This is a genomic window from Paenibacillus sp. J31R30 (assembly GCF_059692115.1).
This window is the reverse complement of sequence record NZ_JCAUAV010000012.1, coordinates 131999-157662: the sequence shown is the minus strand read 5'-3', so window position 1 is coordinate 157662 and position 25664 is coordinate 131999. Positions and strand designations below refer to the sequence as shown.

The following is a 25664-nucleotide window of genomic DNA, read 5'->3' as shown; positions in this document are numbered from 1 at the left end:
TTACAAATAAGTTTTGAAGTACTTTTTACAAAGAATCGAAAAAAGTAATCGTTTTTTGGAGATTATTACATCATGTCGCCTATGAGGTTAGTGGATGTAACATCGTTAAAGACAGTTTGTGAATTTTACTGTAACTACTTTAAAGATAATTAACCGTTTTTCATATACTTAAGGCACTTTTTTGGCACCCTAAAATAACGATGAACACGACAGAGTATTGGCATCATATAAAGTATTCATACTCCGGATTGATTTATCTCAAAGAAGCACCCATTAGCAGACCTGCTGATGGCGTGCTTTTGTGTTTATTCCGGACAGCATTTTACAAAAAAACAAACCAGTTTCAAACCGACTCCGCCATTTTTTGAAGTCTCTTCTAATTACTTATTGCCATTTCCACATCACCGTTATTAACATCATAATCTATCTGTAACATCGTTAATGCTAAATCACAACAGGATAAAATGTACGCCACTCCAAGGATTTTGCCATTAATGAAGTGCAACATCGTTAACGGCATATCACCGATTGTGAGCATACTGCGTGAGCATTTCGTGATCATGTGACCCAAGTTGTCCCCATACCTCAATGGCATTTCGAAAGGGCCACCAGTTATGTAGCCCCTCTGTTTTGACTTCAGAGAACAAACAAATCCCTTATTCGAGAGAGGTCTTTGACTCTTACACCTACCTGTGGTACGGTTCACCTCATCAGGCATGCGATCTTATTTTTGGTCTTATTTTACCTATAAGACGCCCCTCGGTTTTGTGAACCTTGGGGCGACTTATTTAGGCGATCAGCGTAGTATTATTATTTCGATGGAATAAGTAAGGTACGAATCACAGAGGCGACCGCATGTTGAATCCAATCAGATGCGTTATTCATTGCTTCCTCAAGCGGTATGGGAGATTGAGTCGCTCCGATGATAACGTCAATACCAAGCGCATGCAGGGCTATTGTATCCAGAGTGATGCCTCCGGAAACACAAATGACCGGTTTGTTGTACTTCTTGGAAAGAGTCGCAACCCCTGCGGGAGCTTTTCCGAACGCGGTTTGTGAGTCGGTGCGTCCTTCGCCTGTGAACACCAAATCTACCTCTTGGACCCATTTCTCAAATTGAATAGCCTCTAGGACAATATCGATTCCTCGGTTCATCCGTGCGGACAGAAAGGCTATCAGGCCTGCTCCCAAGCCTCCCGCAGCTCCCGCACCTGGCACGTTCTGAACGTCAATGCCAAGATATTCATAAATGACTCTGCTAAAGTTCCGCAAACCATCATCTAGAACTTGCACCATTTCTTGCGTAGCCCCTTTCTGGGGACCGAAGACAACTGATGCGCCTTCCGGTCCACACAAAGGATTGGTAACATCACTCGCAACTAAGATTTCACAGTCAGCGATACGCGGGTCCATGCCGGATATATCGATGCGGCTTAATGAGAGTAGTTCACCGCCGCCGAAGGAAATCTCCATGCCCTGGTCGTTATAGAGATGAACGCCTAACGCTTGAGCCATGCCTGCTCCTCCATCGTTGGTCACGCTCCCGCCGATACCGATGACGATTTGGCGGCATCCTTGATCCAATGCGGCCCTTATGAGCTGTCCAGTACCGTAAGTAGTCGTGATTAACGGATTTAATCGATCCTTAGAAACAAGCAGCAGCCCTGATGCTGATGCCATTTCAATGACTGCCGTTTGCCCGTCACCCATAACGCCGAAGTTAGCCATAACAGGCTCCCCCAGCGGTCCTATTGCCTCAACCTGATGCAGCTTTCCGCCTGTTGCATTTACGATTGCATCAACGGTGCCTTCCCCACCATCTGCTAGAGGAAGCTTGATCACGGTCGCTTGAGGCAATACCTCTACGATCCCCTTCTCCATGCATGTCGCAACTTCCGTGGCATTTAGACTTCCCTTGTATGAATCCGGTGCAACTAGCACTCTCATAGAATCCGCTCTATACTTATTCAACTCGAACCGCTATTGCCTGTGCAGTCAAACAGAGCTCAGCCGCCTTAAAGGCGTGCTTCTGCGTCATTGCGTTCTCTGTGCGATTGAGACAATCCATTATCAGTTCTCCGAAGAAAGGGAAGCCCACTTCCCCATTAAGTTCAATATGCCTTTCTCCTTGCTCATTGGCCATATAAAGGTGATTACCGGTGCGGCAACGCGCCAAATCGATATATTTTCGAAGTTCAATATAACCTGTAGTCCCTAAAATGAACGTCCGGCCATCTCCCCAGGTAGGGAGGCCGCTCGGCGTCAACCAATCGACCCTGAAATATTGAGTAGCGCCATTATCGCCTAGCAGACTCGCATCCCCGTAATCCTCTAGCTCCGGGTACTCTTTACTAGCGTAATTTCCTACTTTGCTGTGCAGCACTTTTGCATCTTCGCAGCCTGCATAATACAAGAATTGTTCTATTTGATGGCTTCCGATGTCACACAGAATTCCACCGTACGTTTCCTTCTTGAAGAACCAATCTGGACGACTGGCCGCGCTTAGACGGTGTGGACCAAATCCAGTAACCTGTACCACCTTACCGATAGCTCCCGTCTGGATGAGCTGTCCGGCGAACACAGCACTTTCTACATGCAGGCGCTCACTGTAGTAAACCATATATTTCTGACCGGTCTTAGCTACCATCTCTCGGGCTTGCCGCAGCTGTTCCATCGTTGTGAAGGGAGTTTTGTCCGTAAAATAATCTTTGCCATGGTCCATCACCCGAAGTCCCAACGAACAGCGCATCGAGGGTATCGCCGCACCAGAAACCAATTGAACCTCTGAATCCATCAATATAGTCTCTTCCGAAGGTGCTACCAATGTCTTGGGATACACCTTCAGGAAGGCCTCTACTTTCTTGGGATCAGAGTCGTAAACCCATTTCAATGTTGCACCGGCCTCGGTTAATCCGTTGCACATACCATAGATATGACCATGATCCAAAGAAACTGCTGCAAAAATAAACTCCCCTGGTTTCACGACAGCATTTGGTTTTCCTTGCGGCGCATAGTTCATTCCATCGCTTCGTTGCACGGTCATCCCTCCCCTTTTCGAAAGTGCTGTTTCATAAAGGCTAAGCTCGGAGCGTACTCCTCTTTATCTTGGACCGTGCACTCTGCAGAAATCATGCCGGTATATCCGGATTGACGCAAATAGGATGCAAACGCAGTATAGGGATACTTGCCTGTTCCAGGCGATAGACGCCCCGTATCGGCGAGATGAATATGGGCGAGCCAATCTTTATGATCGCTTAAGGTCTGGAGAGGCTCATCTTCTTCTTCCATATGATAGAAGTCTGCGAGCGCTCGAATTGGGTCGCGATTAATCATTCTGGCGAAACGACTCGCATCTTCTACACTGTTGATTAAATTGCATTCTCTACGATTTAACGGTTCTACGGCCAAAACAACGCCAGTCCCCGTAAATTCGTCAGCTATCCGCTCCAGCAATCTGACGAACTGCTCTTCTGCCCTGGCCTTCTCCCAACCTTCTGGAACTCTACGGGATCGGCCGCTTCCGAGAACAGAGATTCGTGCCCCGACTTGGTGAAGCGCCTCTGCAGCTCTGGCTACATACCGCCGAATACGGTGCTCATCAATGTCAGGACCGACAACCTTCAGATCAGAAGGGAAAAACAGATTAAATGAATGCACTGGCAATGAACTATTCAAATAGCGAGGTAACTCTTCTTGGTAAGACTTATCATCCTCAAGCTTTAATGCCGTCAGGGCACATTCTATATAATCAAAGCCTGTTACCCGGAGGAGCTCAGCTTCTTCAATTCCTCTACACCAGCCAAAAGAATACATGCGCAATTCAACTCCTTCAACTTAATTCCACTGGATAAGCGTTCCGATCATATTTACGTTAGAGGACAGCATTTCGCGATATAATTGTTCCGCTTCCTGCCAATGAACGCGATCTGTAATTAATTGTTCTAAGGACAATCTTTCATATTTCAGTAGGTTTAGGAACGCAGTCGCGTCATCCCTCCACGACCAAAAGCCTGGCCTGGAATCCGCAACCGGATTGCCCGATATATGCGCGCCTACAACAGTTAACGCTTTCTTATGAACGTCCCTGTAAAAGTTAATCGTGCTATTGCCGCGGGTGCTGCTCAGGATAACAACACGACCGAAATCCCTTGCGGTCTCGAAAGCAGTGCTAATTACTTCAGGGACTCCCGTACCCTCAATGACCACATGGGGGCCTTTGCCCTCAGTTTCCTTAAGCAGCTCTTCTCTCCAATTTTCATCGGCTGAATTCAGTGTTAGGTCTACACCAGAGCGCTTCGCAAGTTCAATCCGATTGTCCGCGCGATCTACGCCAATAACCGGTATAGCCCCGTTCAGCTTAGCCAATTGAATGGCCAGCTGTCCGATAATGCCAAGACCAATGATCATTGCAGATTCACCAAGCTCGATTCTCGCTTTGCGAATACCCTGCGTAGCAATGACCCCTAGCGAAGTAAAGGCAGCCATTTCGAACGATACCCCGTCTGGGATTTTCGCTGCCCGCGCCTGCCGTATGTTACCATAAGAACGATGGGTAATCCCGTGGCAAGCAATACGATCGCCGACTTTGAAATCCGTCACAGCTTTCCCGATCTTCGTGACAACGCCTGCCGAGCTGTATCCAGGATACATCGGATATTTCCCAGAGGTGTTTTCCATATTCAACACAAAAGCTCTTTCCGTTCCAGGACTGATTAAGGATGCGTGAATTTTCACTTGGATCTCCATGTCACCTGGTTCTGCGAGTTCAAGCTCCTTAAGCGCGATAGCTCCTGGTTCATCACTCGTCAACACATGATATTTCATCTACTGTCACCTGTCCTATCCTTATTTGATGTGGATCGGCTTGCCCGTTCTTGCTGATTCATAAATGGATAATATGATTTGCAGTGTCTTTCTGCCTTCCCACCCATTTACCAATGGCTCTTGGTTATTTCTAATGGCAGATAGGAATTCATCGATTTGCAGCATATGGGAATGATGCGAGATATCCGCACTGGATGCTCCGACCAGCGAATTTAGCCCTGACGCCGGAGGTTCATACAGAACCCCGTTTCGCAGCTTCCACTCTTTCACTTCATCATTCTCAATAATGATACTGCCGTCATCACCGTAAATATCGAGCCGCGTACAGAAGCCTGGGTAAGCTGTCGTGTTGCCTTCGATTAATCCAACCGCTCCGGATTTAAATTTAACCGCAGCAACTCCAATATCTTCAACATCAATTCTCGCATGCGCCCTCGTTGCACAATAAGAGAACACTTCATCCATAGGACCCATAATATACTGAAGCAAGTCAATATAATGAATCGATTGGTTGATTAATGCGCCGCCACCGTCCAATGCCCACGTGCCGCGCCATTCATTTTTGTCGTAATACTCCTGGGAGCGATACCATTTGGTATGCGATGCACCGAAGTTTAGTCGACCAAGCTGGCCGGTATCTACCACATGTTTTAATTGAACGATGGAAGAATCGTACCGATGCTGTGAAATGCAGCAGAGTTTTACGTTGTACTCTCTGCAGGATTCGATCAATCGGTCTGCGCTTTCCAAAGTGATATCGATCGGTTTCTCGACAATGACGTGCTTGCCAGCCCTGGCCGCGGCCACTCCAAGCTCGGCATGGCTTCCGCTAGGCGTAAGGATACAGACAATATCGATATCCGCGTTTTCCAGCATGCTATTATAATCGGTGTACCCTTTCGCTCCATATTTAGCAGCAAAGGATTGCGCCTTTTCTACGTTATTTCCATATACCGCGACCAGATTAGCGCCTGGTATTTCAGCAATACTTCTCGCATGGATATCGGAGATCATGCCGTATCCAACGATTGCAAAATTCATAACCTTTTTCATTTTTGAAGACCCTCCGCTATCCTTTTAGCCCGGTAGTGGAAATGCCTTCGACAAAATGCTTCTGAGCGAAGAAGAATATGAGTAAGAGTGGGAGAATGGAAAGAAAGGATACCGAGAACATCGCACCCCAGTTCGTTTTTCCCGTATTGTCCAGAAACATATTCAAGGCAAGTGTTAGCGGATATTTTTCTACAGAATTGATATACAGTAGGTGGGATAAGAAATCGTCCCAAGACCACATAAAGGCGAAGATTGAGATCGTAAATAAAGCTGGCTTAAGCAACGGCAATAAAATGAAGAGGAAAAATCGGATTCTACCCGCACCGTCCACGACGGCTGCTTCATCGAGCTCAAGTGGAATTCCACGAATAAACTGGATTAATAAAAAGATAAAAAATGCACCGTTAAATTCACCCAGCCAGGCCGGAATTATCATCGGGAGATAAGAATCGAGCCAGCCTAAGTCAGCAAACATAAGGTATTGTGGAATAATAATGATTTGCTTCGGAAACATGATCGTGACCAACAGGACAGCGAACCATACTTTTTTGAGCGGGAAATTGATTCTGGCAAATCCATATGCCGCTAATGAACAAGAAAATATAGAACCAAACAAGATGCTGAAAGAAAGAGTAAAGGAATTTCCAAAAAATACATGAAAAGGCATTTCATTGATTGCAAACCATCCATCATGATAGTTCGACCATTGCATTTCTTTAGGAAATAGGGACGCATTGCCGAATATCTCGTCATTATTTTTGAAGCTTCCGAAAAAGAGCCATAAAATTGGATACACCATGATTAGCCCGAACGCGGAGAGCAGTATATGTTTGGGTAATTGTTTTAATCTTATAATAAGCATAAGAGCTATCCTTTCTTTCCATCGGAATCTTCGTAATGGACCCAGTAACGCGAAGCTAAGAAATTAATGATAGTCGCAACACCGATAATAACGAGCAACACCCACGAGATCGCTTGTGCGTACCCCATCTTGAGTGAACTAAATGCTTGTTGGTAAATATAGATAACCATGAATAGCGTTTCATCCACTGGACCGCCCTTGGTAATGACATAGCCTTGTGTGAAAGTTTGAAACGTTTGAATCGTCTGCATGATTAAGTTAAAGAAAATAACAGGCGAAATTAACGGCAGTGTAATATGCAAGAATTTTTTCCAGCGCCCAGCGCCATCTATAACAACGGCTTCATACAATTCTTTTGGCACCTGCTTAAGTCCAGCCAAGAAGATGAGCATCGTAGAGCCGAACTGCCAGACCATTAATATGACAATCGTATAAATAGCCGAATCCGGGTTAAATATCCAATCCTTCCCAGTGATTCCGAACATATGGAGGAATACATTAATCAATCCTTCCCGTCCGAATATTTGCATCCACATGATCGCTACGGCTACGCTTCCTCCGATAATGGACGGCAAATAATAAACGGTACGGTAAATGGATAGACCTGAAATACCTTTGTTTAAGATCATGGCAATGAATAAAGAGAACGCCAGCTTGAGGGGAACCGACAACAGCACGAGCTTTGTCGTCACCCAAAGCGATTTATGGAACCGCTCGTCATTCGTAAAAAGCTCCTTAAAGTTATCCAGCCCGACGAACGAGTAATTCGCGGAGAAATGATAGTCAGTCAAAGCTAAATAAAAAGAATAAATGAACGGCCATAACATGAACACCAGAAAACCGACTAACCAAGGTAAAATAAACATATACCCTAGTGAATATTCCTTTAAGCGATTTACCCATTTTGTGCTCATTATCTAAAACTCCTTAGCATTCATGATAGGGACTGGCCCTTTCCTAATCCTCTTAAAAAAGGGCCAGCCATACCTTACGTATTATTTTTTGAAAATAGCATCGGCTTTTTTGCGGAGCTCTTTCACGGCTTCATCGAGCGTGATTTTATCGAAAGCCAGCTTCTGCATGACTTGGTCAAACAGCTTCCCGCCTCCTCGGAACTCGTCGAACTTCTCTGGAGTCGGTTCCATGAGAGGAAGCTCCTTCGAATAAACTTCACTGTTGATCTTGAATAATTTGCGAGTACTGTCATCGAGAAGCTCAGGCGAATTCGCCAGCATATCACGAACCTTCGAGTTAGAAGACACGCCTCTGACGTTCTTTAGAATTTTTGCTGCGTCCAAATCGTTGATGAAGAAGTCAATGAATTTGGCTACCTCTTCTTGATGCTTCGAATTTTTGTTTATCGTCATGATGACTTCTGTAATTGCAGCGTCGCCGTTAAATTGGTCGCGAGGTACTGGAACCATAGCCAGCTCATCTTTTGTATTGCTTTGCAAGCGACCGAAAATACTCGCGCCACGGAACTGCATGGCGGCTTGACGCTTCACGAGAGGACTATTCTGATTGCTGTCATCTGCTGCTGCAATATCCGGCGGCGTTACAGCGCCCGAAGCGCGCAGGTCTTCCCAATATTGAAGCGCTTTCGTTGCATCCGCGTCGGAATACACGATTCCGTCTTTGGAATACACCGGTTTGCCTGTAAGGGATTTCATTTGTGCGTAGAAGATATCTCCGCTCGCATGTCCGGCCATATCATCCACCGCGCCATATACTTTCCCTTTGGATTTCTCCTTGACTTCCTTAGCTGTAGCGGCATAATCTGCCCAAGTCCAATCTTTTTTCGGTTCTGCGACGCCAAGTTCCTTAAACAAAGTCTTGTTATACATGATTGCATTCACTGCTTGATATACAGGAACTCCCTTTACTTCTCCATTTACCTTAGCTTGTTCCAGCAAAGCATGGTTGATATTGTCCATTCGGATTGACGGGAACTTCTCAACATTAACATAATAATTAGGATCGATTCCCCATGCCAATTCCGCAAAGATAACGTCAGGACCTTGACCGGCTATCAGTTGGGTTTTCAATTTATCCGTAAAGCCATCCCACCCGCCGTACTCAGGAACGATATCGATATTGGCGTTTTTCTCTTCGTACAATTTGATAGCAGCCAGCGTAGCATTATGTCTTTCCTCAGATCCCCACCAAGCAAACCGTAAGGCGACTTTTTCACTATTTCCGCTCCCTGCTTGTTTTGCCCCAGTTGTTTCTGTCTTGCCACTGCCGTTTTCCGCTTTCGAACAGGCCATTACAAGAGAACTGAGCACGACCATTGAAGCCATAACGAGAAGCATTTTTTTACCATTTGCCATTTCCATTGCCCCTTTGACTGTGTGGTGTTTATTTCATACCTCATACTACTGCCAACCACTGAGGTCAAACAATGTTAAATAATTAATCTGATGTTGAAATTTTTAATCTAAAAAAAAAAGAGCCGTAAGGCTCTGTTTCTCCGGATTACTTAAAGAGTGCTCTATATTCAGATGGAGTCAGCCCGACTAGCTTTTTAAATACTTGACCGAAATACCTTGCATCCGCAATCCCAACACTTTCAGCAATTTGGCTCGTTTTCATATCGGTTTGCTCCAGCAATTCCTTGGATTTATCAATCCGATATCTCGACGCATAATCAATAAAATTCATGCCCTTATTTTCTTTGAACCATTTCGAAAAGAAGTTGGGATGCATATCGAACTGCTCGGAGATCAAGTCCAAAGACAGCACCAGGGGATAATTCTGATGGATGTATTCAAGCACCTCACCCAGCTTAGTAGACTCTTTGATGCGGGTGTTATCGTTATTCACTTCCTGAATCAAACGGGAAATTTCGGATACCAAGCTTATTTTGATGGTTTCAAACCGGTCTGCTGTATGAATCAAGTGCATGAAATTCGTTTTCTCTGCATGCCACCTTTCCATATTGAAGAAGGATAACTTAACTAATTCTGTCTCTAAGGCTGAAATCAGATACGTAAGCAATTGCTTGATATGTTTCTCTGAAATCTCTTTCGTCTCAATTTCTCTCACAATATCCGATAACTGCTCCTCTATTTTACTAGGATTCAGCACATTTATCCGATTGGACACGAGGATGATTTTTTTAATGATATCTGATACGTTTTTCCAATCATTCACCTCATCGAAATGATCCCTATATTGAAATATTTGTTCGTCAGGCAATAGGAATTTTTTCTTCAATGCTTTATTCGCTTCCGAGAAAGCTTCAGGAACGTCCTCATTGCTGGTTTTTAGTGAGCTGATCCCAACATTGAATTGAATCTCATGTTCAATCAACGAACTAAGCAAGGAATCGATAACTTCATTCGAAACTAAGGAAACCCACTCTCTCTTACTAATTCGAACAAAATGCCAATGATCAAACTCTATGCTGATTTCTGAGCCTTCTTCTTCCAAATAGATCAAGATGAGCTTGAAGGGATGATCCTGCCGAATAGAAAGCTGCTGATCGACCATTTCCCGTACATCTTCAGACAGATGAGATTCATTGAGCTGATTTCTTAACAAGAAATGATGGGATAGTACGGATAATATCTTATTGCTTTTATCTCTTTCACGCAGCTTTTGCGTACATTTGGCCAACACCTTCTCAAAATCAGAATCCTCTGCAGGCTTCAACAGATAATCGAATACACCCGACTTAATCGCCTGCTGCGCATAAGTGAATTCGTTATATCCGGTCAATAATATGACAAAAATATCGGGATAGCGTTCTTGAATTTGCCTGCTAAGCTCAACCCCGTCGATTCCCGGCATCTTTATATCTGTCAGAACGACCTCTACAGCATTGTGGTTTAACCACTCCAGTGCTTCTCTGCCATTCTCGCAGGCACCCACGCATTCGAATCCATAATTTTCCCACTCAAAATTTTGCAACCCATTCCTGACAATCGGTTCATCGTCTACGATAAGGATATGGTAGGTCATTCAGAGGTTCCCTCCTTTAGCATGTCCTTCTTAAGCCAAACTTCTACAATTGTTCCTTCTTTTTCTATACTATCAATCTTCAAGCCCCATTCTTCGCCGTAAAGAATTTTGATTCTTTCATCCACGTTAGATAAACCTACATGTTTGTGGTCATTGTTGTCCATTGCCAGAAGCGTTTTCAATTTATGATCTGGAATGCCCACACCGTTATCTTGAATGATGAAAAAGATTTTTTCCCCGGATTCTGCGCCTTTAATGTCTACTTGCCCCGATCCTTCCTTCCGTTCTAGCCCGTGTACGATTGAATTCTCAACTAGAGGCTGCAAAATAAACCTAGGAATTCTGTACTGCATAAGCGATTCGGGAACATCCACAATAATGCGAATTCTATCGGAGAAACGGGTTTCTTGTATCTGTGAATAATACCTTATATACAATAGCTCCTCTTCAACCGTAATCAGTTTATCTGTTTTCGATAAAGAAAGCTTAAACAACTTAGACAAAGCTGTAACCATATTAACAATATCAGTTATCTTATGCGACCTTGCAATCCAGTTAATGGAATCCAGTGTATTATATAGAAAATGAGGATTAATCTGCGCTTGCAACGCGTTCCATTCTGCTTCATTTTTTAGAATCTGTTGCTCATAGACCTCATTGATTAAGCTATTTACCCGCTGCACCATCCTGTTATAACTGATAGCCAGTTGGCCAATTTCATCTTTTGACGTGACCTCCATCCTGGATTTGAAGTTGTTTTTCTCCACGTCCTGCATAAGGTTAATGAATTGTTTGATTGGTCTTGTAAAACGCTGTGTCGTCCATATCGCAATAGTTATCGTAATTAGCAAGATGATAATAACCGTATTTAAGAAGTAATTTTGAATCTGTGATGTGCCTTGCAAAATTTCTTCCATTGGCACCGCGGATACGAACATCCAATCCGTTTTTTTCAGTATATATTGCGTAACAAACATCTGATTCCCATTAAACGTCTTGTATCTGTTCTTCTCCGAATTGTCGAACACCAGCGTCTGCGTCAGCTCTTTGACATCTTGATTTCTACCGATAATTGGATTATGGTTGCGATCAATTAGTAAAAGGAAACCTGTGTCCATTGGTTGGAATTTATTCAACACCGATTCAAGCCGATAGCTAGGAATGACAATACGGATGATACCCAATGTTTCATTAAATTTATTGCTTGTGATCATCCTGGAATAGACCATGAATTCGCCATCTTGAATCGCATACCAATATGGCATTCCATTTCGTTTGATAACTTCCTGCACCCATGGCTCAGTTGTATCAAGACTGTTATTGGAATATCCGCCTGAATAATAGAATCCGTTGAAACCTAGGATATCTATTCTTTCAATATCCGTACGTGTTCTTGAGTATTGATTCAATACGTTTCTTACTTCATTGGCATCCACGACTTTATCATAGGTTGAAGTAAGCTTGTCTTTTTTCAGGATGTTCAATATTTGATCGTTCGTGGTAACAAATATGCCGATCTGCTCAATTTCCGATAAGTACATACTTAAATAGCCTTCGCTTTGCTGCAAAGCCTTTAGTGTAATTTCTGCAGCTTGGTTTTCCAGAAGATGATTGAATTTATAATTTGATAAAATTCCGGTTACCGAGATAGGTACGACCCCAATGAATAAAATGATCAACAGTATTTTGTTGCGAAAGCTAAATAAAGTTTTGAACATGGAGTCCTCCTTTTTTATGAACTATGTTAGCACAAACGGATCATAACATAGAAGCAGTATCTAAATAAAAATCCCCACTAGCCACATAACGAAGGCAAGTAGGGATCGAGATATTGCGCAGCCCTTTAACATCAATGTCTTTGAAACTTGCACCCTCGGGTACAGTAATAGGATCAAAAGGTTCGCCAGCGTATTTGTCAATGACATATTTAATGAAAAGCATGACCAGCACATAAACCTTATACTGGCTGGCATCCATACTCCCTTTTAGCTCATCATAACTTGACCAAAGTGAGCTATATAATTGCGATTTTTTAATTGCCATATGATGCATGTCTCAGGCACCTTTGTTTGTTACTTCAAAACTTTATTGTCTACTTCAAAACTTATTTGTCACCCGATAAACAATGTTGGGTGACAAATAAGTTTTGAAGTGAAAGAAGCCAGCAAACTCAAGGGTTTGCTGGCTTTTCTTATAAAATAGATTCACAAATTAAGTTTCGAAGTGGTATTTTGGGGTGAAAAAATGAAATACAAATAGGTTATGAAGTACTTCTTGTAAACCATTCACTACATCTTATTCAACTCTCATAAATTTACAAAAGAAAGATGACCTCTTTTAGAATTGAGAAGTCATCTTCATACGGATTATTGCTACTAGGAATCGTTTTAGTAATATGATCGACTGTTCTCGGAACGCATTTCCCGATAGCACGATTATATCGCCGGGCATTACTGCGTTAGCTTTGGATTCATACAAACGAATAGTCTTGGGCATGCTCGTTGCTGCGTACAAAGTTGCGAATTTTATCGTTCACCATCTGCTCTACTGCTGCTTGACCTAGCTGCAGCTGTTCAGACGGCAGGGCGGAGCAAGATAGATTCGTCATTCGTTCCGTCCTTCCGAGAGCCCCAAGCAGAGCCAGCTCCAAGTCTGTAGCAATATTAACCTTGCTCACCCCACCTCCGGGTAGATTAATTGCATTTCCCATCATTTCCGCAGGCACACCCGAGCCGCCGTGAAGTACAAGGTGAACGGGAGTCAGCTTACGGATGGCAGTTAAACGATCGTAATCGATCTTAGGTGCCTTAACCATATACACGCCGTGTGCCGTGCCGCAAGACACTGCCAGCGCGTCCACCCCAGTCTCCCTGACAAATTGCTCAGCTTCCTGCGGATTTGTATAAAGTTCATCGTCATGATCCGTTTCTATGAAATCGGTAGTACCGATCATCCCGAGCTCCGCTTCGACGGACACTCCACGGGCATGCGCGTATTCCGCCACCTCTTTGGAAATAGAGATGTTTTCGCCAAGCTCCTTCTCGGAGGCGTCAATCATAACGGAAGTAAATCCAGCCTCGATGGCCTCTGCAATCGTGCCGAGCTCCTTCGTATGGTCCAGGTGAAGCACTACAGGAACCGTGATTCCCTCCGATGCAATTCGTTCGTAAAACTCATCAGCAAATTGCTTTGGCGTAATGCCATACCGTTCCAGTTCTTTATGCGAAATTTGAACGATTAATGGGGAGTTTCCTTTCTGGCCTGCGCGCAATACGGGTGCAATCATCGCTGTATACCGCGGGGAGAAGGATCCCAGCGCATAACCTCCCTTCTCTGCAACCTCCAAAGCTTGCTTCAGCGTAATGACATTATGTGGCCTTACCATAAAAATCCCATCCTCTCATCATCTAATCTCATGGCCTGCTATATTGTTGATAGCTCAGACAACCGAGCCAATAACCCCTTATTATTCTCATACAACTCCCGATACAGGGGATAGTAACGGTTGTAAGCCGTGACATTACCAGGGATGGGGCGCACCGGGCTATCGTTCAATCGCACTACCTGCATTCGGGCGTGATCGGCATCTTTATAGATGTGCGCTCCGATGCCCGCCATCATGGCCGCTCCTACGCATGCCTGTTCCTTCATCTCTGTTGAATAAATGTCGCAGCCGAATACATCTGCTATTATTTGTTTCCAAAGCAAGCTCCGTGCTCCACCACCCGAGGCAACAATCTTTTCTGCTTTAATTCCAAGCCCCTTGAATAGCTCTAAACTATCCCGGAGTGAGAAGACCACCCCTTCCATGACAGCCCTTGCCATATGTGCGTTTCCATGCCGTAAGGTTAACCCAGCAAACATCCCTCTGGCGTTCGGATCCATATGAGGTGTACGCTCCCCCGTTAGGTACGGAAGGAACAAGAGACCCTCACTACCAGATCGCAGCCTACCCGCAAGCTCGTCTAAGGTATTATAATCGGTATGCCCCACAACATTAGAGGCAAGCCACTTAAGCGATAGACCTGCATTTAAGGAAGCACCCATGATGTACCAGCGGCTCGGTAGCGCATGATTGAACGTGTGCGTACGCAATAACGGATCATAGATAGGAGCATCGAGCGGCGTGAGCAACTGTCCGCCGGTACCGATCGTACAAGAAATTGTGCCCGGTTCGATAATGCCATTTCCTATCGCCTGCATGGCCTGATCGCTCCCTCCGTAGACAACGACGGTTCCCTCAGCAAGTGGGGTTTCTCCAGCTGCCATTGCTGTGACACAGCCAGCTACGTCCCAAGGTTCACCGATTGGAGGAAACAGCTCGGGATCTATGGTCATTTCGGTCAACAGCTCGTTAGACCAGGCCTTTGTAGTAACATTAAAAGCTAATGTTCCGGCAGCATCGGTGGTGTCCGTTCCGACCTCACCAGTGAGGAGGTAACGGATGTAATCTTTAGGCAGAAGTACTTTCCATATTTGGCTGTAAATTTGCGGCTCATACCGCTTCAGCCACATTAAGGACAGCAATAGCATCCCGGTAGAAGAACCGTTCTGCACCAATTCTCCCAGCTGCTCTTTCGTCCAGCGGGAATCTAAAGCCAACTTCTGTTCAACTGTGCGTTGATCGCACCAGATGATGGCCGGGCGAAGCAACCGACCATTCTTGTCGATGGCTACAAGTCCGTGCATCTGACCCGACAATCCGATGCCGGCAATATCTCTGCCACTAATGCCTGCTCGACTCAATGCCTGAGATATTGTGCGCTTCACAGCGCTCCACCAAATGGCAGGCTGCTGCTCGGCATAGCCTTCTTGAGGGATATGTATTTCATATTCCTCTTGTGAACCGCCTAACAATTCACCGGATGGGCTCATCAGGACTGTTTTGACACTTGAGGTGCCTATGTCGATTCCGAGTAAAGCCTTCACGCAGACCCCTCCATTACTATGTGTAACCCCGAACGGAACTCCAAGGTCTAGGTTGCAACTCCTGTATGCTATCGATATACGCCATCCATTCCTTAAAGGAGTCCATCTGCTGGCCGGTAATCGCTTCCAGCTCTTGCCGGGCATGGCGGACGAGCATTTTACGACGATCCGTGGTGAATTCAGCTAATGATCGTAGGCCTTCCTTATCCCCGCAGCGCGCTAAAGCCCGGCAGATCACAAGCTCCAAATAAGCTTGCCGTTCCTTAAAATAATCTGGCTGCAGCTGCTCCGTCATTACATTACCCTGGAACAGGTGATCACTGCGCAGCTTGCTCAATATCGGTATACAATCCGGATCGCCTAAGCGCTCCGCTATGTCGCAAAGACTGTCAACGTAATAAAATAAGCCATGCTTCGGATCCGTGAGCTTCTCCCATGTCGGTTTCAGCTTGCTTGATGCAATTTCCATTACAGAAATCGCCCTCTTATCGGAGAGCATCGCCATGGTGTACAATAGATAGGCCAGTTCGGGCATGGCACCCTGATCCGGTGGAGAATTGGAATGACGCATTTTGGTACTGCGTGGAGGAAGCTCCTCCTCCTGAAGGAATGGCTCCATATGTTCATACAGTACCGGAAACGCACTTGCATCCCCATGCCAGGCTAACCCTCGAGCAGTCATCAATCGACGGGGCGAAGCCTCGCGATCGAGTTCCTTCCGAAGAAGCGGAATGATCGACGTCCCTGCCGTACATACCTTCACGATAGGGATCGGTTCCTTCCTCACATCCAGGTATCCCATATCGGAGTAGTCATACAGCTTCTGGCCGTCATCCAACTGTTCGATCCAATAGCTCATTTCCTCATAGGATAGCTCGGATGTCTTCAGCTTGCGGATCAAAACCTCTGGAGGCAGCACATCGCATTCCACCAAACGCTTCTGCAGTTCCTTCACGGATAAATCACCCGGGGACACTCCAGTTGCTGCCGACATCGCCGCAGCCAGACCGGCCACGCCGCCCAAATTTTCCAGGTCGGACTGCATTCTTACCGCTGGGAGACCGTCGTGAGTAACCGAGATCGCTTTACCTGCCACCAGTATCCCTTTAAGATCAGTCGGAATCATTACACGATAAGGGATTTCGATTTCCAGGTTTGGCGAGATGAGCCCCATTTTCACCCAATCGGAGGTGCTGTGCCCTTTAATATCGTTATTGCTAAACGCTATGTTGATGACATCCGGCCATTCTCGCTGTATAAGCTGGTCCGTTAAAGTGAGCCTTACCTGTCCTTGGATATGGCGCGACTCCCTAGGAGCCAAGTAAGGTACATGATCGTGCCCGATCATTCGTCTTCTTGCTGACAGAATCGCTCGTGTATAATCGTCGGCATCGCCAACGTCAACTGTGCTTGTGAAATTGTTTTTTACGACTCCTGGACTTGGTTTTGGTGCCATAGAGAACCACAAAGTTACACTTTCCCTCTCCGAGCCGTATACCGTATTTGCGCCCGCCAACATGGCGAGATCACCGTCCCCGGTAGCATCCACTGTCGATTTAGCGATAATCTCCACTACCCCGTCAGGTGTTGCGGCCAACACGCCGGATACTACGCCATCCTCCGAAATGAGCACTTCCAGCACAATGGCATTTAGTAAAAGCTCCACCTTCGATTCCAGTGATGCTTTTAGCAATGCAAACATTTTCCCCTCGATGTTCCACTTTTGTGCGGTTTCACCGGTCCACGGAATACCCATCCACTCATGCTCCGCTGCTGTCCACTCTCTAACCATTTGAGTAAACCCGCTTCGGCGGCCAAACCAATAGCTGTCGACACCGCCCATGGTGCCGGTACCCCCGAGGTCTGTGTTCATTTCAACCAACATTGTCCTCGCTCCATGCCTGGAGGATACTACCGCGGCTGTAACGCCGCTAGTTCCGCCGCCCGCAACCAGCACATCAACTGATATTCGGCGAAGCGGAAGCCTTATTGGTTCAATATCATTCATAAGTTCGCTGCCTTCGTTCTCGAAAACTGCCGCCAGAGCCCCAATCTTACCGCCAAACCTGGCAAGCTTGCCTACATTCTGAAACAGTTCCATAGCCATTATGTCATCCAAATCCGCAGACCCGCTAGCCAACCAGATACCCTGATTCGTCTTAAACGACTGCTCTCCAAAGTAGCAATGCAATGCCGGAAAGCGCAACTCGCGTGATGTAGAAGCAATTTTCGCCTTTTCGAACGCAGGATGGTTCAAACGGAGCCATTTTGCCAGTTCCATGGATGCGAACCTTGCGCGCACCTCAGCTTCCTGTCGATCACCAAGTTGAGCTGTATCAAACGGCATCGCATGCTCGATAAGCAGATGTCCATTTCCCGCATGTCCTTTATGGACGATGCAGGTTGAAGAAATGGATGACGGCAAAGTTAAAACATCTTCGATGAGCTCCTCTTTGACCCCAGTCCACTCCAACGTGCGCCAGGCGGAGATTGCCTCACCTGAAAATCGCTTCGAGCCCGCGCCGCATAATGGCAAAACCGTTTGCTCAGTAGCATCAATGACTCTTTCCGCTTCCACATACTTTCGGCCGAATTTACCGGCTACCTCCACATAATACCGGCCGGCACTTCGGCTCCAGCCTATGGAGCGAACACCGTAGAACAACTTAACGCCGCTGTCTATAAGCACATCCTCAAGCCCGATTTTAAAGAGATCGGGGATGAGCATGTACTCCCCTCTCTCCTTATCGAAAGACGCGCATTCCACCGAAATCCCCACTTCATCGACAAGCTCTTGATACTCCTCTGGCTTAGCCCATGGACGTAAGACCGCGGTCAGTTCAGCACCCAAATATGTGCGCATTTCAATCAAGCAGGTTGTTCTACCAGCTTGAGCGGAAGCACGCGCAGCTGCTACACCGGCTATTCCTCCGCCAATCACAAGCACATCCGTTTTATGAAGCAGGTCAAATAAATTGTTGTTCCGTTTCACTGAAGTCACCCCAAACCGAGATATCTATCATTTTGAAGCCTGCCATACTAAAGACACTCGGGGGTAGCAGAACTAAATCCCCCGAGTGCCGCTCCTTTATTTAGATTGACTTTTAAACCAATTATTGTACTCTTCTGTAAGCTCGGTGCCGCCCTTCGACTTCCATTCCTTCACGAAATCGTCGTACTTCTCGAGTTCCTTCTTATCAAGCACCATCTTCATCAGCTTCTCTTGGGAGAACGTGTTCAACTGCTGACCATATTTGGAAACTGCCGGAAGCAGCGGTGCATTCTTGGTGGCTTCCGTGTAGCCGAATTTTGTATTCTTCTCATTAATGTCGTCATACAGCATTCCCATCTCCTGCTCTTTGCGCGCACGGGCACCGAAAAGCGGTGTATACATTTTCTCCTCGTTGACCGGATAGAACCAGCGTCCCTTATTCAGCTTATCGAACGCTGGGAAGATCGGATAATATTTATCGTTTTGCTTTTTGTATGTGTCTCCTTCGTCACCCAGGATAAGCTTCGTGTAATTCTCGGGGGCAAGAAAAGCATTCGCGTACTTTACCACATCATCCAGCTTCTTGGACGTCTTGGGCACGATGACGAAGCTGGTTAAACCAGCGGTGTTCGTGATCCGCTGCTTGCCGTCCTTGCCTTCAAGCGGCTCCAAATAAACGAGATGTCCGCCCTTCGTATTCAACGCCTTCTCTGCGGCAGAATCAAACGCGCCTAAATATGCGGCACCTATGGTGGCCGAACCGATCTTCTCAATCAATTGCGGCTTCTTATTGGCTGGGAAGTCGGCATCCATCAGCCCTTCACTGTACAATTTGTTTAGGAAAGTGACATACTCTTTACCGCCTGGCGTTTCAATTCCGGGAACTAGCTTTCCGCCTGATTCGACGAATTCGGTGATGTTTTGGCCAAGGCCAAACGCTTGCGCTAACCCGTTCATTTCAAGGAAGCTGGTTGCTCCAGCTGCTGAGAACGGAATTACTTTATTGGCGCCGAGTCCGCCTGGATCCTTCTCTTTAAACGCTTTCAGCACTTGATACAGCTCATCTGGTGTCGTCGGTGCCTTCATATTAAGCTTCTTTAGCCAATCCTCACGGATGACGATACCATCAGTAATTGCCTTGTAGTTAAATGTCGGCAGCGCGTAGATTTTGCCCTCTGAGGAAACAAGATCCCAAGCTTCCTTTGGAAAAGCCTTTTTTAAGTTCGGGCCGTATTTATCAATAGCCTCGTTTAACGGCTGGATTGCCTTATTGCGCACATAAGTGCCTAGCAAGTTGACATTCTTCAAGCTGATCATGTCGTATTCTTGACCGGAGCTCAAGATCAGATTGACCTTGTCGTCTTCATTGCCCATGGAACCGATAATATCATAACCTAGTTTATCTTTAATCAGCTTCTTGGTGTAATCTTCTTCGGGTTCGAACTTATCTAGGTAGCTCAAAAATTTCAGTTGCACAACTTTGTTCTCTTGTGCGGGTGTGGCCGACTTCGTATCTGGCGTCGCGACTGCTACAGGTGAAGCTGTGTCGGATTTACCGCATCCGGCTGCCATAGAGGCTGCCACCGATATAGCGATTAAGCTTTTTACATATTTTGTACGTTTCATATTTTGTTTCCTCCCTTTTTTTATAAGCGTAGGTGATTTATATGAAAGCAATATTGAAGCCGTCGGCGCCTGACGGTTCAATTGGGAAACCTAACTCATTATTCTTTCACAGAGCCAATAACAATGCCTTGAATATAAAATCGTTGCAGGAATGGGTAGACCAGTACCATCGGTAACATGGACAATATGACCGTGGTGTTAATAATGCTTTGTGGAGCAATATTTTTCAGCTTCCCGCCATCCAGCGTAAACCCGCCGGAAGGATCCATCGCCTCAAAAATCACGGTTCGCAAGTACAACTGCAGCGGCATTTGATCCTTCGAGGTAATATACAGCCGAGCTGTAAAATATTCATTCCAAAACTCTACCATGTAAAAGAGCGAGATCGTGGCGATTACCGGTACTGCCAGTGGAAGCATAATCCGAAAGAGAATTACCAACTGCGACGCTCCGTCTATTTTAGCCGACTCCTCGATTTCGTCGGGAATACCCTCGAAGTAATTTTTGACAATAAGCATATTAAACACATTGTTGATCATAGGAAGGATAATACTCCAGCCCGTATCAAGCAGATGCAGCTTATTAATAAGCAAATATTGGGGTATGACTCCACCGCTGAATATCATTGTAAACACAAACATTACGACTATGGGGCGGCGCCCTGGCAGCTTAGGCTTGGACAATGGATACGCCGCAGTGACGGATAACAACACACCCACAATGCTACCAATCAAAGCAATAAATACAGATACCTTAAGCGATGTGAAAAACTGTTTGGCCGAGAGCACATAGCTGTAGGCGGAAGTTTGAAAACCTATCGGCAGCAGTGACACTTCACCCGAAGTCACCGGCACCTCTGCGCTAAGTGAGACGGCTATCAGATTGATAATCGGGATGGAGATAACAAGAAAAAAGATTGTGAGCATTATATAGGAGCAGACAACGAATAATCGGTCGGTTGCTGATAGTGCTTTATGATTCACCGTTTCCTTCTCCTTCCTCTTACCACAGGCTTCTGCCAAGAAATTTTCTGCACATCATGTTGGCGGACATAATGAGTATAAAGCCGATCAGACCACTGAATATGCCGACCGCAGTCGTATATGAATATTCCATTTGCCCAATCCCGTAACGGTACACATACGTTTCTATGACATCCGCACTTTCATAAACTGCGGGATTGTACATAACGAGAATTTGCTCAAAGGATCGGGTTAATATGCTGCCTAGAGACAATAATGTCATCAGAATGATGGTGCTTGCTATTCCAGGTATCGTGATATACAAAATCTGCCTTAGCTTGGACGCTCCATCAATCATGGCTGCTTCATAGATCTGCGGATTAATTGCCGTTATTGCTGCTAAGTAGACGATGGTGCCCCAACCGACTTCCTTCCACATGGCGGAACCGATAATGACATGACGGAAGTAAGCATTGTCATACATAAATTTTATAGGCTTAATATCTAAGCTGAATAGGAAATCGTTCACCATTCCACCGTTTACCGATAAGACATTTAAGAAGATGCCGCCTACGATTACCCAGGACAAGAAGTGGGGCAAATAGATGACGGTTTGTACCAGCTGCTTAAAAAGCCGTATTCTAACCTCGTTAAGCAAGATAGCAAATATCGCGGGCAATGGGATCCAGAACACCATCTTGTAAGCGTTAATGATCAATGTATTCGTTAAGAGATTGTAGAAATCCGAGCTAGTAAACAGCCTGCGGAAATGCTCCAAACCAACAAAGGGGCTGGCAAGAATCCCGTCGAAAATATTATAATCCTGAAACGCAATGACCAAACCGCTGAGCGGAATATACTTGAATATAAGCAAGAGCAGGAGAGAAGGCGCCAGAATCAAGTACAGCTCCGTATACCTTTCTCTACCGACTGTGCGGCTCTTTTTCACTTGGATCACCCTTTCTGTGTAAGCGTTTTCTCTATGCCTTCACTTTATCAAGTTTCCTTCAAAAGGAGAATGCACAGAATATGAATAAAATAAGTAATATATTAAATAAATAACGCAATAAAAAAGACAAGCTTCCCCACGTCAAAATGAGGATGCTTGTCTTTATCAGATAATTACTTAATTGCAGGAAACACGAGCACACAAGCGGTACCTTGCTTCTCGGCACTGATGATGTTGAGTCCATATTCTTCACCAAACTTATACCGGATGCGCTGATGCACATTGCGCAGCCCGCAGCCCTTGGAGTCCCTTACTTGAGCTGCCTTCAACTGCATCATCACCTCAGCAAGTCGATTCTCCTCAATACCAACACCGTTATCCGACACCTCGAGCACTATGAGGCCGTCCACGAGATCGCCCCTAATCGTTATTTCCCCTTTGAGATCCGAATCATGAAGAATGCCATGTATCATGGCATTCTCCACAAGCGGCTGAAGGACAAGCCCAATGGTCTTGTAATCATGAAGTTCGAAGGGTATATCGATTTCCATCGAGATCCGATCTTCAAATCGGTACTTCTGAATATTATAGTAAGCCTTTACATGTCGTATTTCATCGGCGATGGTCACTTCTCTATTAAAGTTCATGCTCAACTGAAAAAAGTCGGATAAATTCCGAATCATATAGCTGATCTCGGCGGCATTGATTTTTACCGCCAACCAATTGATGCTGTCGAGGGTATTATATAGAAAATGCGGATTGATTTGGGCTTGCAGCAAATTTAGCTCCGCTTCTTTTTTCTCCAAATCGGATTTGTAGACGTTCTCGATCAAGTCTCGAATCCGCTCCGCCATCCAATTGAATTTTTTGGTCAAAATTCCTATTTCATCAATCTGGTTGACCGGAAGCTTTACGTTGAACTGGCTTTTCTCGATCGTGTTCATTACATCGGCAAGCTGTTTGATCCTTTTGGTGACTCCCCTGGAGAAAACGTACGAAATGACGAAAGAACATGCAAGGACGAGTAGCGCAATGAACATAAACTTCTGCAGAATAGATGAGCTTCGCTTAGTCACTTCCCTCATTGGTATTTCTGAGACAATATAAAATGGCTTATTGTCTACAGCACGGTAAAGAACCAAACTGGACTTCTTGTCCAACACCACATTCATGCTTCCAGCTTTACTTTCGTGGATGGCAGCAAGCATGTCTTTATTTAGTGATGTTTCGCCGGAATGATCGTCATCCAGTGAGGACAGAATTTTGCCGCTTTCGTCCATAACATAGATACTGTTATCCTTGGTTGCAGACACTGTCCTTAACGCGTTGCGAACCACCGGCTCCCTTATTTCTAATGACACGTAGGCCAAGTTTTCATTCATGTTCTGCAGGTTGGGAATCCTCTTCACCAAGGAAAAGGTGGTCGGGTCAGCGCGCCAGACATCCCCGCTTTCTCCACCGATCGTCTGCTGCTCCGGTTCGATGAGATATCGGTTGGTATCGCCAAAAAAACGGCGTTCCATAGGGAGGAACAGCCGAATGTGAGAAATTCCGTAATTTTTCTCGAACGAGCCAATCATATTCTCTATTTGAACGAAATCTTCATATTGTTCGACGATCTTCTTATCGGTCGGATCGCTGAGGGCGGTTTGGACAACCTGCTGGTAAGAGAATAGATTGGCTTGCTTCTCCACATCGGAGAACATGGTTTGCAGGTTGCTTGCCGCCTGCTCCATAGAGCCGGAGATTAATGTAGAGAAATGCTCTTCGGCGATCGACACATTCTCTTTATAAGCGAAGTAACCGAAGATAATGGTGGAGATGATAATCAAGCAACTATAGAAAAAAAAACCTTCCGTCTGAGGCTCATATTCCGATAAAAGCTGAACCGCTCATGTTTAGCCGAGACTTGCATCATCCTCTCAGGCCTCCTTTTTTAAATTCGGATGGGCTTACTCCCACATATTTCTTAAACACCTTGCTATAATAATTCTCGTTATTATATCCGACTGAAATCGCGATATTAGCCAGCTTAAGCGGCGTTTCCGCAAGCAGCTTCTTGGAATGGTTAATACGAGATTGGTTGATATAATTGTTCAAGGTCATGCCTGTGGCCTTCTTAAAGATCATACAGATATACGCGCTTGTATAGTTGTAATGATTTGCGATTTGGTTTACGGTTAACGATTCATCCCCATACTGCGACTCAATCATTTCCTTGATATTACGAACCAGCTTCGTATCGCGGTCAAGAAAGGTTCCAATAGGCTGCTCCTCCGCAAAGGAGCTAACGCCTAAAGTCTCGGCGATCGGTAATGGCGCTGCAACCGCTAGCATTTCTTCGAGCTTCCTCTTGCTCTCCTTCATTTCAATACGTTCCAGAGCCCGTTCGATCGCTTCTGCGAGCTCTGCCAAGTCCAAGGGCTTGTTAATATAGTCCACTGCATTGTATTTAATGGCAGACTTCAAATACGTGAGATCGGTATACGCGCTGACAATGATAACACTCGCTTCCGGATGCTCCGTCATAAGCTGCCGGGTAAGCTCGATGCCATCCATTTCGGGCATCCGGATATCGGTAACAACCAGATCTGGACGATAGTTGGCAGCACTATCCAACGCCTCCCTCCCATTTGAAGCCTCGCGAATTTCTCCGATGCCCAAGCTGCTCCAATTAAGTGCTTTACATAATGCGGCTCTTGTCTTATTTTCGTCCTCAACAATCAACAGCTTATGCATTCGCCTACACCTCTTCAATTGAGACTTGTATTTTTGATATTATCAAATACGAAATGATTACTCCATTGCCAATTATCCCCAAGTCAGCTATAAGGGGCAGATGTTCTGATTTCCGGTTCGGGTTACCGAGATGGGAACTGCCTGCGGATTTATGCCTTGACATGAAGCATCGCATTCCATAAAAAATCAGGTTTACCGAATCTCCAGTACTCCCTGCATCCTTTATAACGACTGCTCCTCCATAATTTTTCTTTACTAAGCCTTCTGCTTCTAATTGGTTTAGATCACGACGCACGGTTTCCTCGGATATTTGAAACTGCCGCACTAAATCAATGACTTTAACACTACCTTGTTGCAATACCATTTTTCGAATAAGATTACGCCTTTCATCGACGAGCATGAAGAAAACACCTCTTCTTTATAGGAAATGATGTGAATTCATCACTCTCCTAAGAAACCCAACATCTACATACATCACGTATTTATCGACTGATCATGACAGCATTATGAGGCTTTTAACGAATAAAATCAAGATAAATGCCACGTAAACCCCCACAATACCTTACAAATCCACGATTAGAGTGAAAATTTTTAATTCGGCTGATGCGTTCGTTTTGCGTATTGCACTACCGCTATTCATCATCCATTCCCCCTAAAATAAAATATGCGCCCACCCAATGGAGTGAACGCATTTGCAGACTAAGCACATATTCCCTCATATTTCTTGGTATTATTCAATCTCGCATAAGATACCATTTCTATACT

Annotated in this window: 20 protein-coding genes; all 20 read right to left on the bottom strand. The window is 45.3% G+C overall.

Annotation, left to right across the window (positions count from 1 at the left end; all coding sequences use genetic code 11):
- Window positions 1-810: 810 nt before the first annotated feature.
- The 20 genes from AC58QO_RS27765 to AC58QO_RS27670 all read right to left on the bottom strand — a co-directional run bounded on the left by AC58QO_RS27765 (window position 811) and on the right by AC58QO_RS27670 (window position 25299).
- Window positions 811-1947 (bottom strand): glycerate kinase, encoded by a 1137-nt coding sequence (locus AC58QO_RS27765; protein ID WP_497271286.1) that lies wholly within the window; start codon window positions 1945-1947, stop codon window positions 811-813.
- Between the two features lie 16 nt (window positions 1948-1963).
- Entirely contained in the window at window positions 1964-3037 is a 1074-nt protein-coding gene (locus tag AC58QO_RS27760) for a Gfo/Idh/MocA family protein (protein ID WP_497271284.1), read from the bottom strand.
- Between the two features lie 2 nt (window positions 3038-3039).
- Complete coding sequence (locus tag AC58QO_RS27755) at window positions 3040-3813, bottom strand: sugar phosphate isomerase/epimerase family protein (protein WP_497271282.1); 774 nt, start codon at window positions 3811-3813, stop codon at window positions 3040-3042.
- 21 nt (window positions 3814-3834) lie between these two features.
- On the bottom strand, window positions 3835-4824 hold the full coding sequence (locus AC58QO_RS27750) for a zinc-dependent alcohol dehydrogenase (RefSeq protein WP_497271280.1): 990 nt from the start codon (window positions 4822-4824) through the stop codon (window positions 3835-3837).
- 21 nt (window positions 4825-4845) lie between these two features.
- Complete coding sequence (locus tag AC58QO_RS27745) at window positions 4846-5877, bottom strand: Gfo/Idh/MocA family protein (protein WP_497271278.1); 1032 nt, start codon at window positions 5875-5877, stop codon at window positions 4846-4848.
- Between the two features lie 16 nt (window positions 5878-5893).
- The gene (locus AC58QO_RS27740; protein WP_497271276.1) at window positions 5894-6739 is read right to left on the bottom strand and encodes a carbohydrate ABC transporter permease; all 846 of its coding nucleotides are present in this window, start codon (window positions 6737-6739) and stop codon (window positions 5894-5896) included.
- A 5-nt stretch (window positions 6740-6744) separates the two neighbouring features.
- Window positions 6745-7653: a carbohydrate ABC transporter permease gene (locus AC58QO_RS27735; protein WP_497271274.1), complete on the bottom strand. Its 909-nt coding sequence runs from the start codon at window positions 7651-7653 to the stop codon at window positions 6745-6747.
- 81 nt (window positions 7654-7734) lie between these two features.
- Window positions 7735-9069 carry an ABC transporter substrate-binding protein gene (locus tag AC58QO_RS27730; protein ID WP_497271272.1) on the bottom strand — a complete coding sequence of 445 codons (1335 nt, stop codon included), beginning with the start codon at window positions 9067-9069 and terminating at the stop codon, window positions 7735-7737.
- A 145-nt stretch (window positions 9070-9214) separates the two neighbouring features.
- Entirely contained in the window at window positions 9215-10702 is a 1488-nt protein-coding gene (locus AC58QO_RS27725; RefSeq protein ID WP_497271270.1) for a response regulator transcription factor, read from the bottom strand.
- Entirely contained in the window at window positions 10699-12420 is a 1722-nt protein-coding gene (locus tag AC58QO_RS27720) for a sensor histidine kinase (protein ID WP_497271268.1), read from the bottom strand. The genes AC58QO_RS27725 and AC58QO_RS27720 overlap by 4 nt, the downstream gene beginning before the upstream one ends.
- A gap of 40 nt (window positions 12421-12460) precedes the next feature.
- Window positions 12461-12754, bottom strand: coding sequence for a type I restriction-modification system subunit M N-terminal domain-containing protein (locus AC58QO_RS27715; protein WP_497271266.1), 294 nt, complete (start codon window positions 12752-12754; stop codon window positions 12461-12463).
- Window positions 12755-13172: 418 nt separating this feature from the next.
- Window positions 13173-14087 (bottom strand): class II fructose-bisphosphate aldolase, encoded by a 915-nt coding sequence (locus AC58QO_RS27710; protein ID WP_497271265.1) that lies wholly within the window; start codon window positions 14085-14087, stop codon window positions 13173-13175.
- A 38-nt stretch (window positions 14088-14125) separates the two neighbouring features.
- Window positions 14126-15631, bottom strand: a complete 1506-nt coding sequence (xylB, locus tag AC58QO_RS27705; protein ID WP_497271263.1) for a xylulokinase — start codon at window positions 15629-15631, stop codon at window positions 14126-14128.
- Window positions 15632-15647: 16 nt separating this feature from the next.
- Complete coding sequence (locus AC58QO_RS27700) at window positions 15648-18623, bottom strand: FAD-dependent oxidoreductase (RefSeq protein ID WP_497271261.1); 2976 nt, start codon at window positions 18621-18623, stop codon at window positions 15648-15650.
- Window positions 18624-18719: 96 nt separating this feature from the next.
- On the bottom strand, window positions 18720-20249 hold the full coding sequence (locus tag AC58QO_RS27695) for an extracellular solute-binding protein (protein WP_497271259.1): 1530 nt from the start codon (window positions 20247-20249) through the stop codon (window positions 18720-18722).
- 98 nt (window positions 20250-20347) lie between these two features.
- Entirely contained in the window at window positions 20348-21232 is an 885-nt protein-coding gene (locus AC58QO_RS27690) for a carbohydrate ABC transporter permease (RefSeq protein WP_497271257.1), read from the bottom strand.
- A gap of 19 nt (window positions 21233-21251) precedes the next feature.
- The gene (locus AC58QO_RS27685; RefSeq protein WP_497271255.1) at window positions 21252-22160 is read right to left on the bottom strand and encodes an ABC transporter permease; all 909 of its coding nucleotides are present in this window, start codon (window positions 22158-22160) and stop codon (window positions 21252-21254) included.
- 173 nt (window positions 22161-22333) lie between these two features.
- Window positions 22334-23992, bottom strand: a complete 1659-nt coding sequence (locus AC58QO_RS27680) for a sensor histidine kinase (protein ID WP_497271253.1) — start codon at window positions 23990-23992, stop codon at window positions 22334-22336.
- 82 nt (window positions 23993-24074) lie between these two features.
- Complete coding sequence (locus tag AC58QO_RS27675) at window positions 24075-24899, bottom strand: response regulator transcription factor (RefSeq protein ID WP_497271251.1); 825 nt, start codon at window positions 24897-24899, stop codon at window positions 24075-24077.
- Between the two features lie 4 nt (window positions 24900-24903).
- Window positions 24904-25299: a DeoR family transcriptional regulator gene (locus AC58QO_RS27670; RefSeq protein WP_497271249.1), complete on the bottom strand. Its 396-nt coding sequence runs from the start codon at window positions 25297-25299 to the stop codon at window positions 24904-24906.
- Window positions 25300-25664 lie beyond the last annotated feature (365 nt).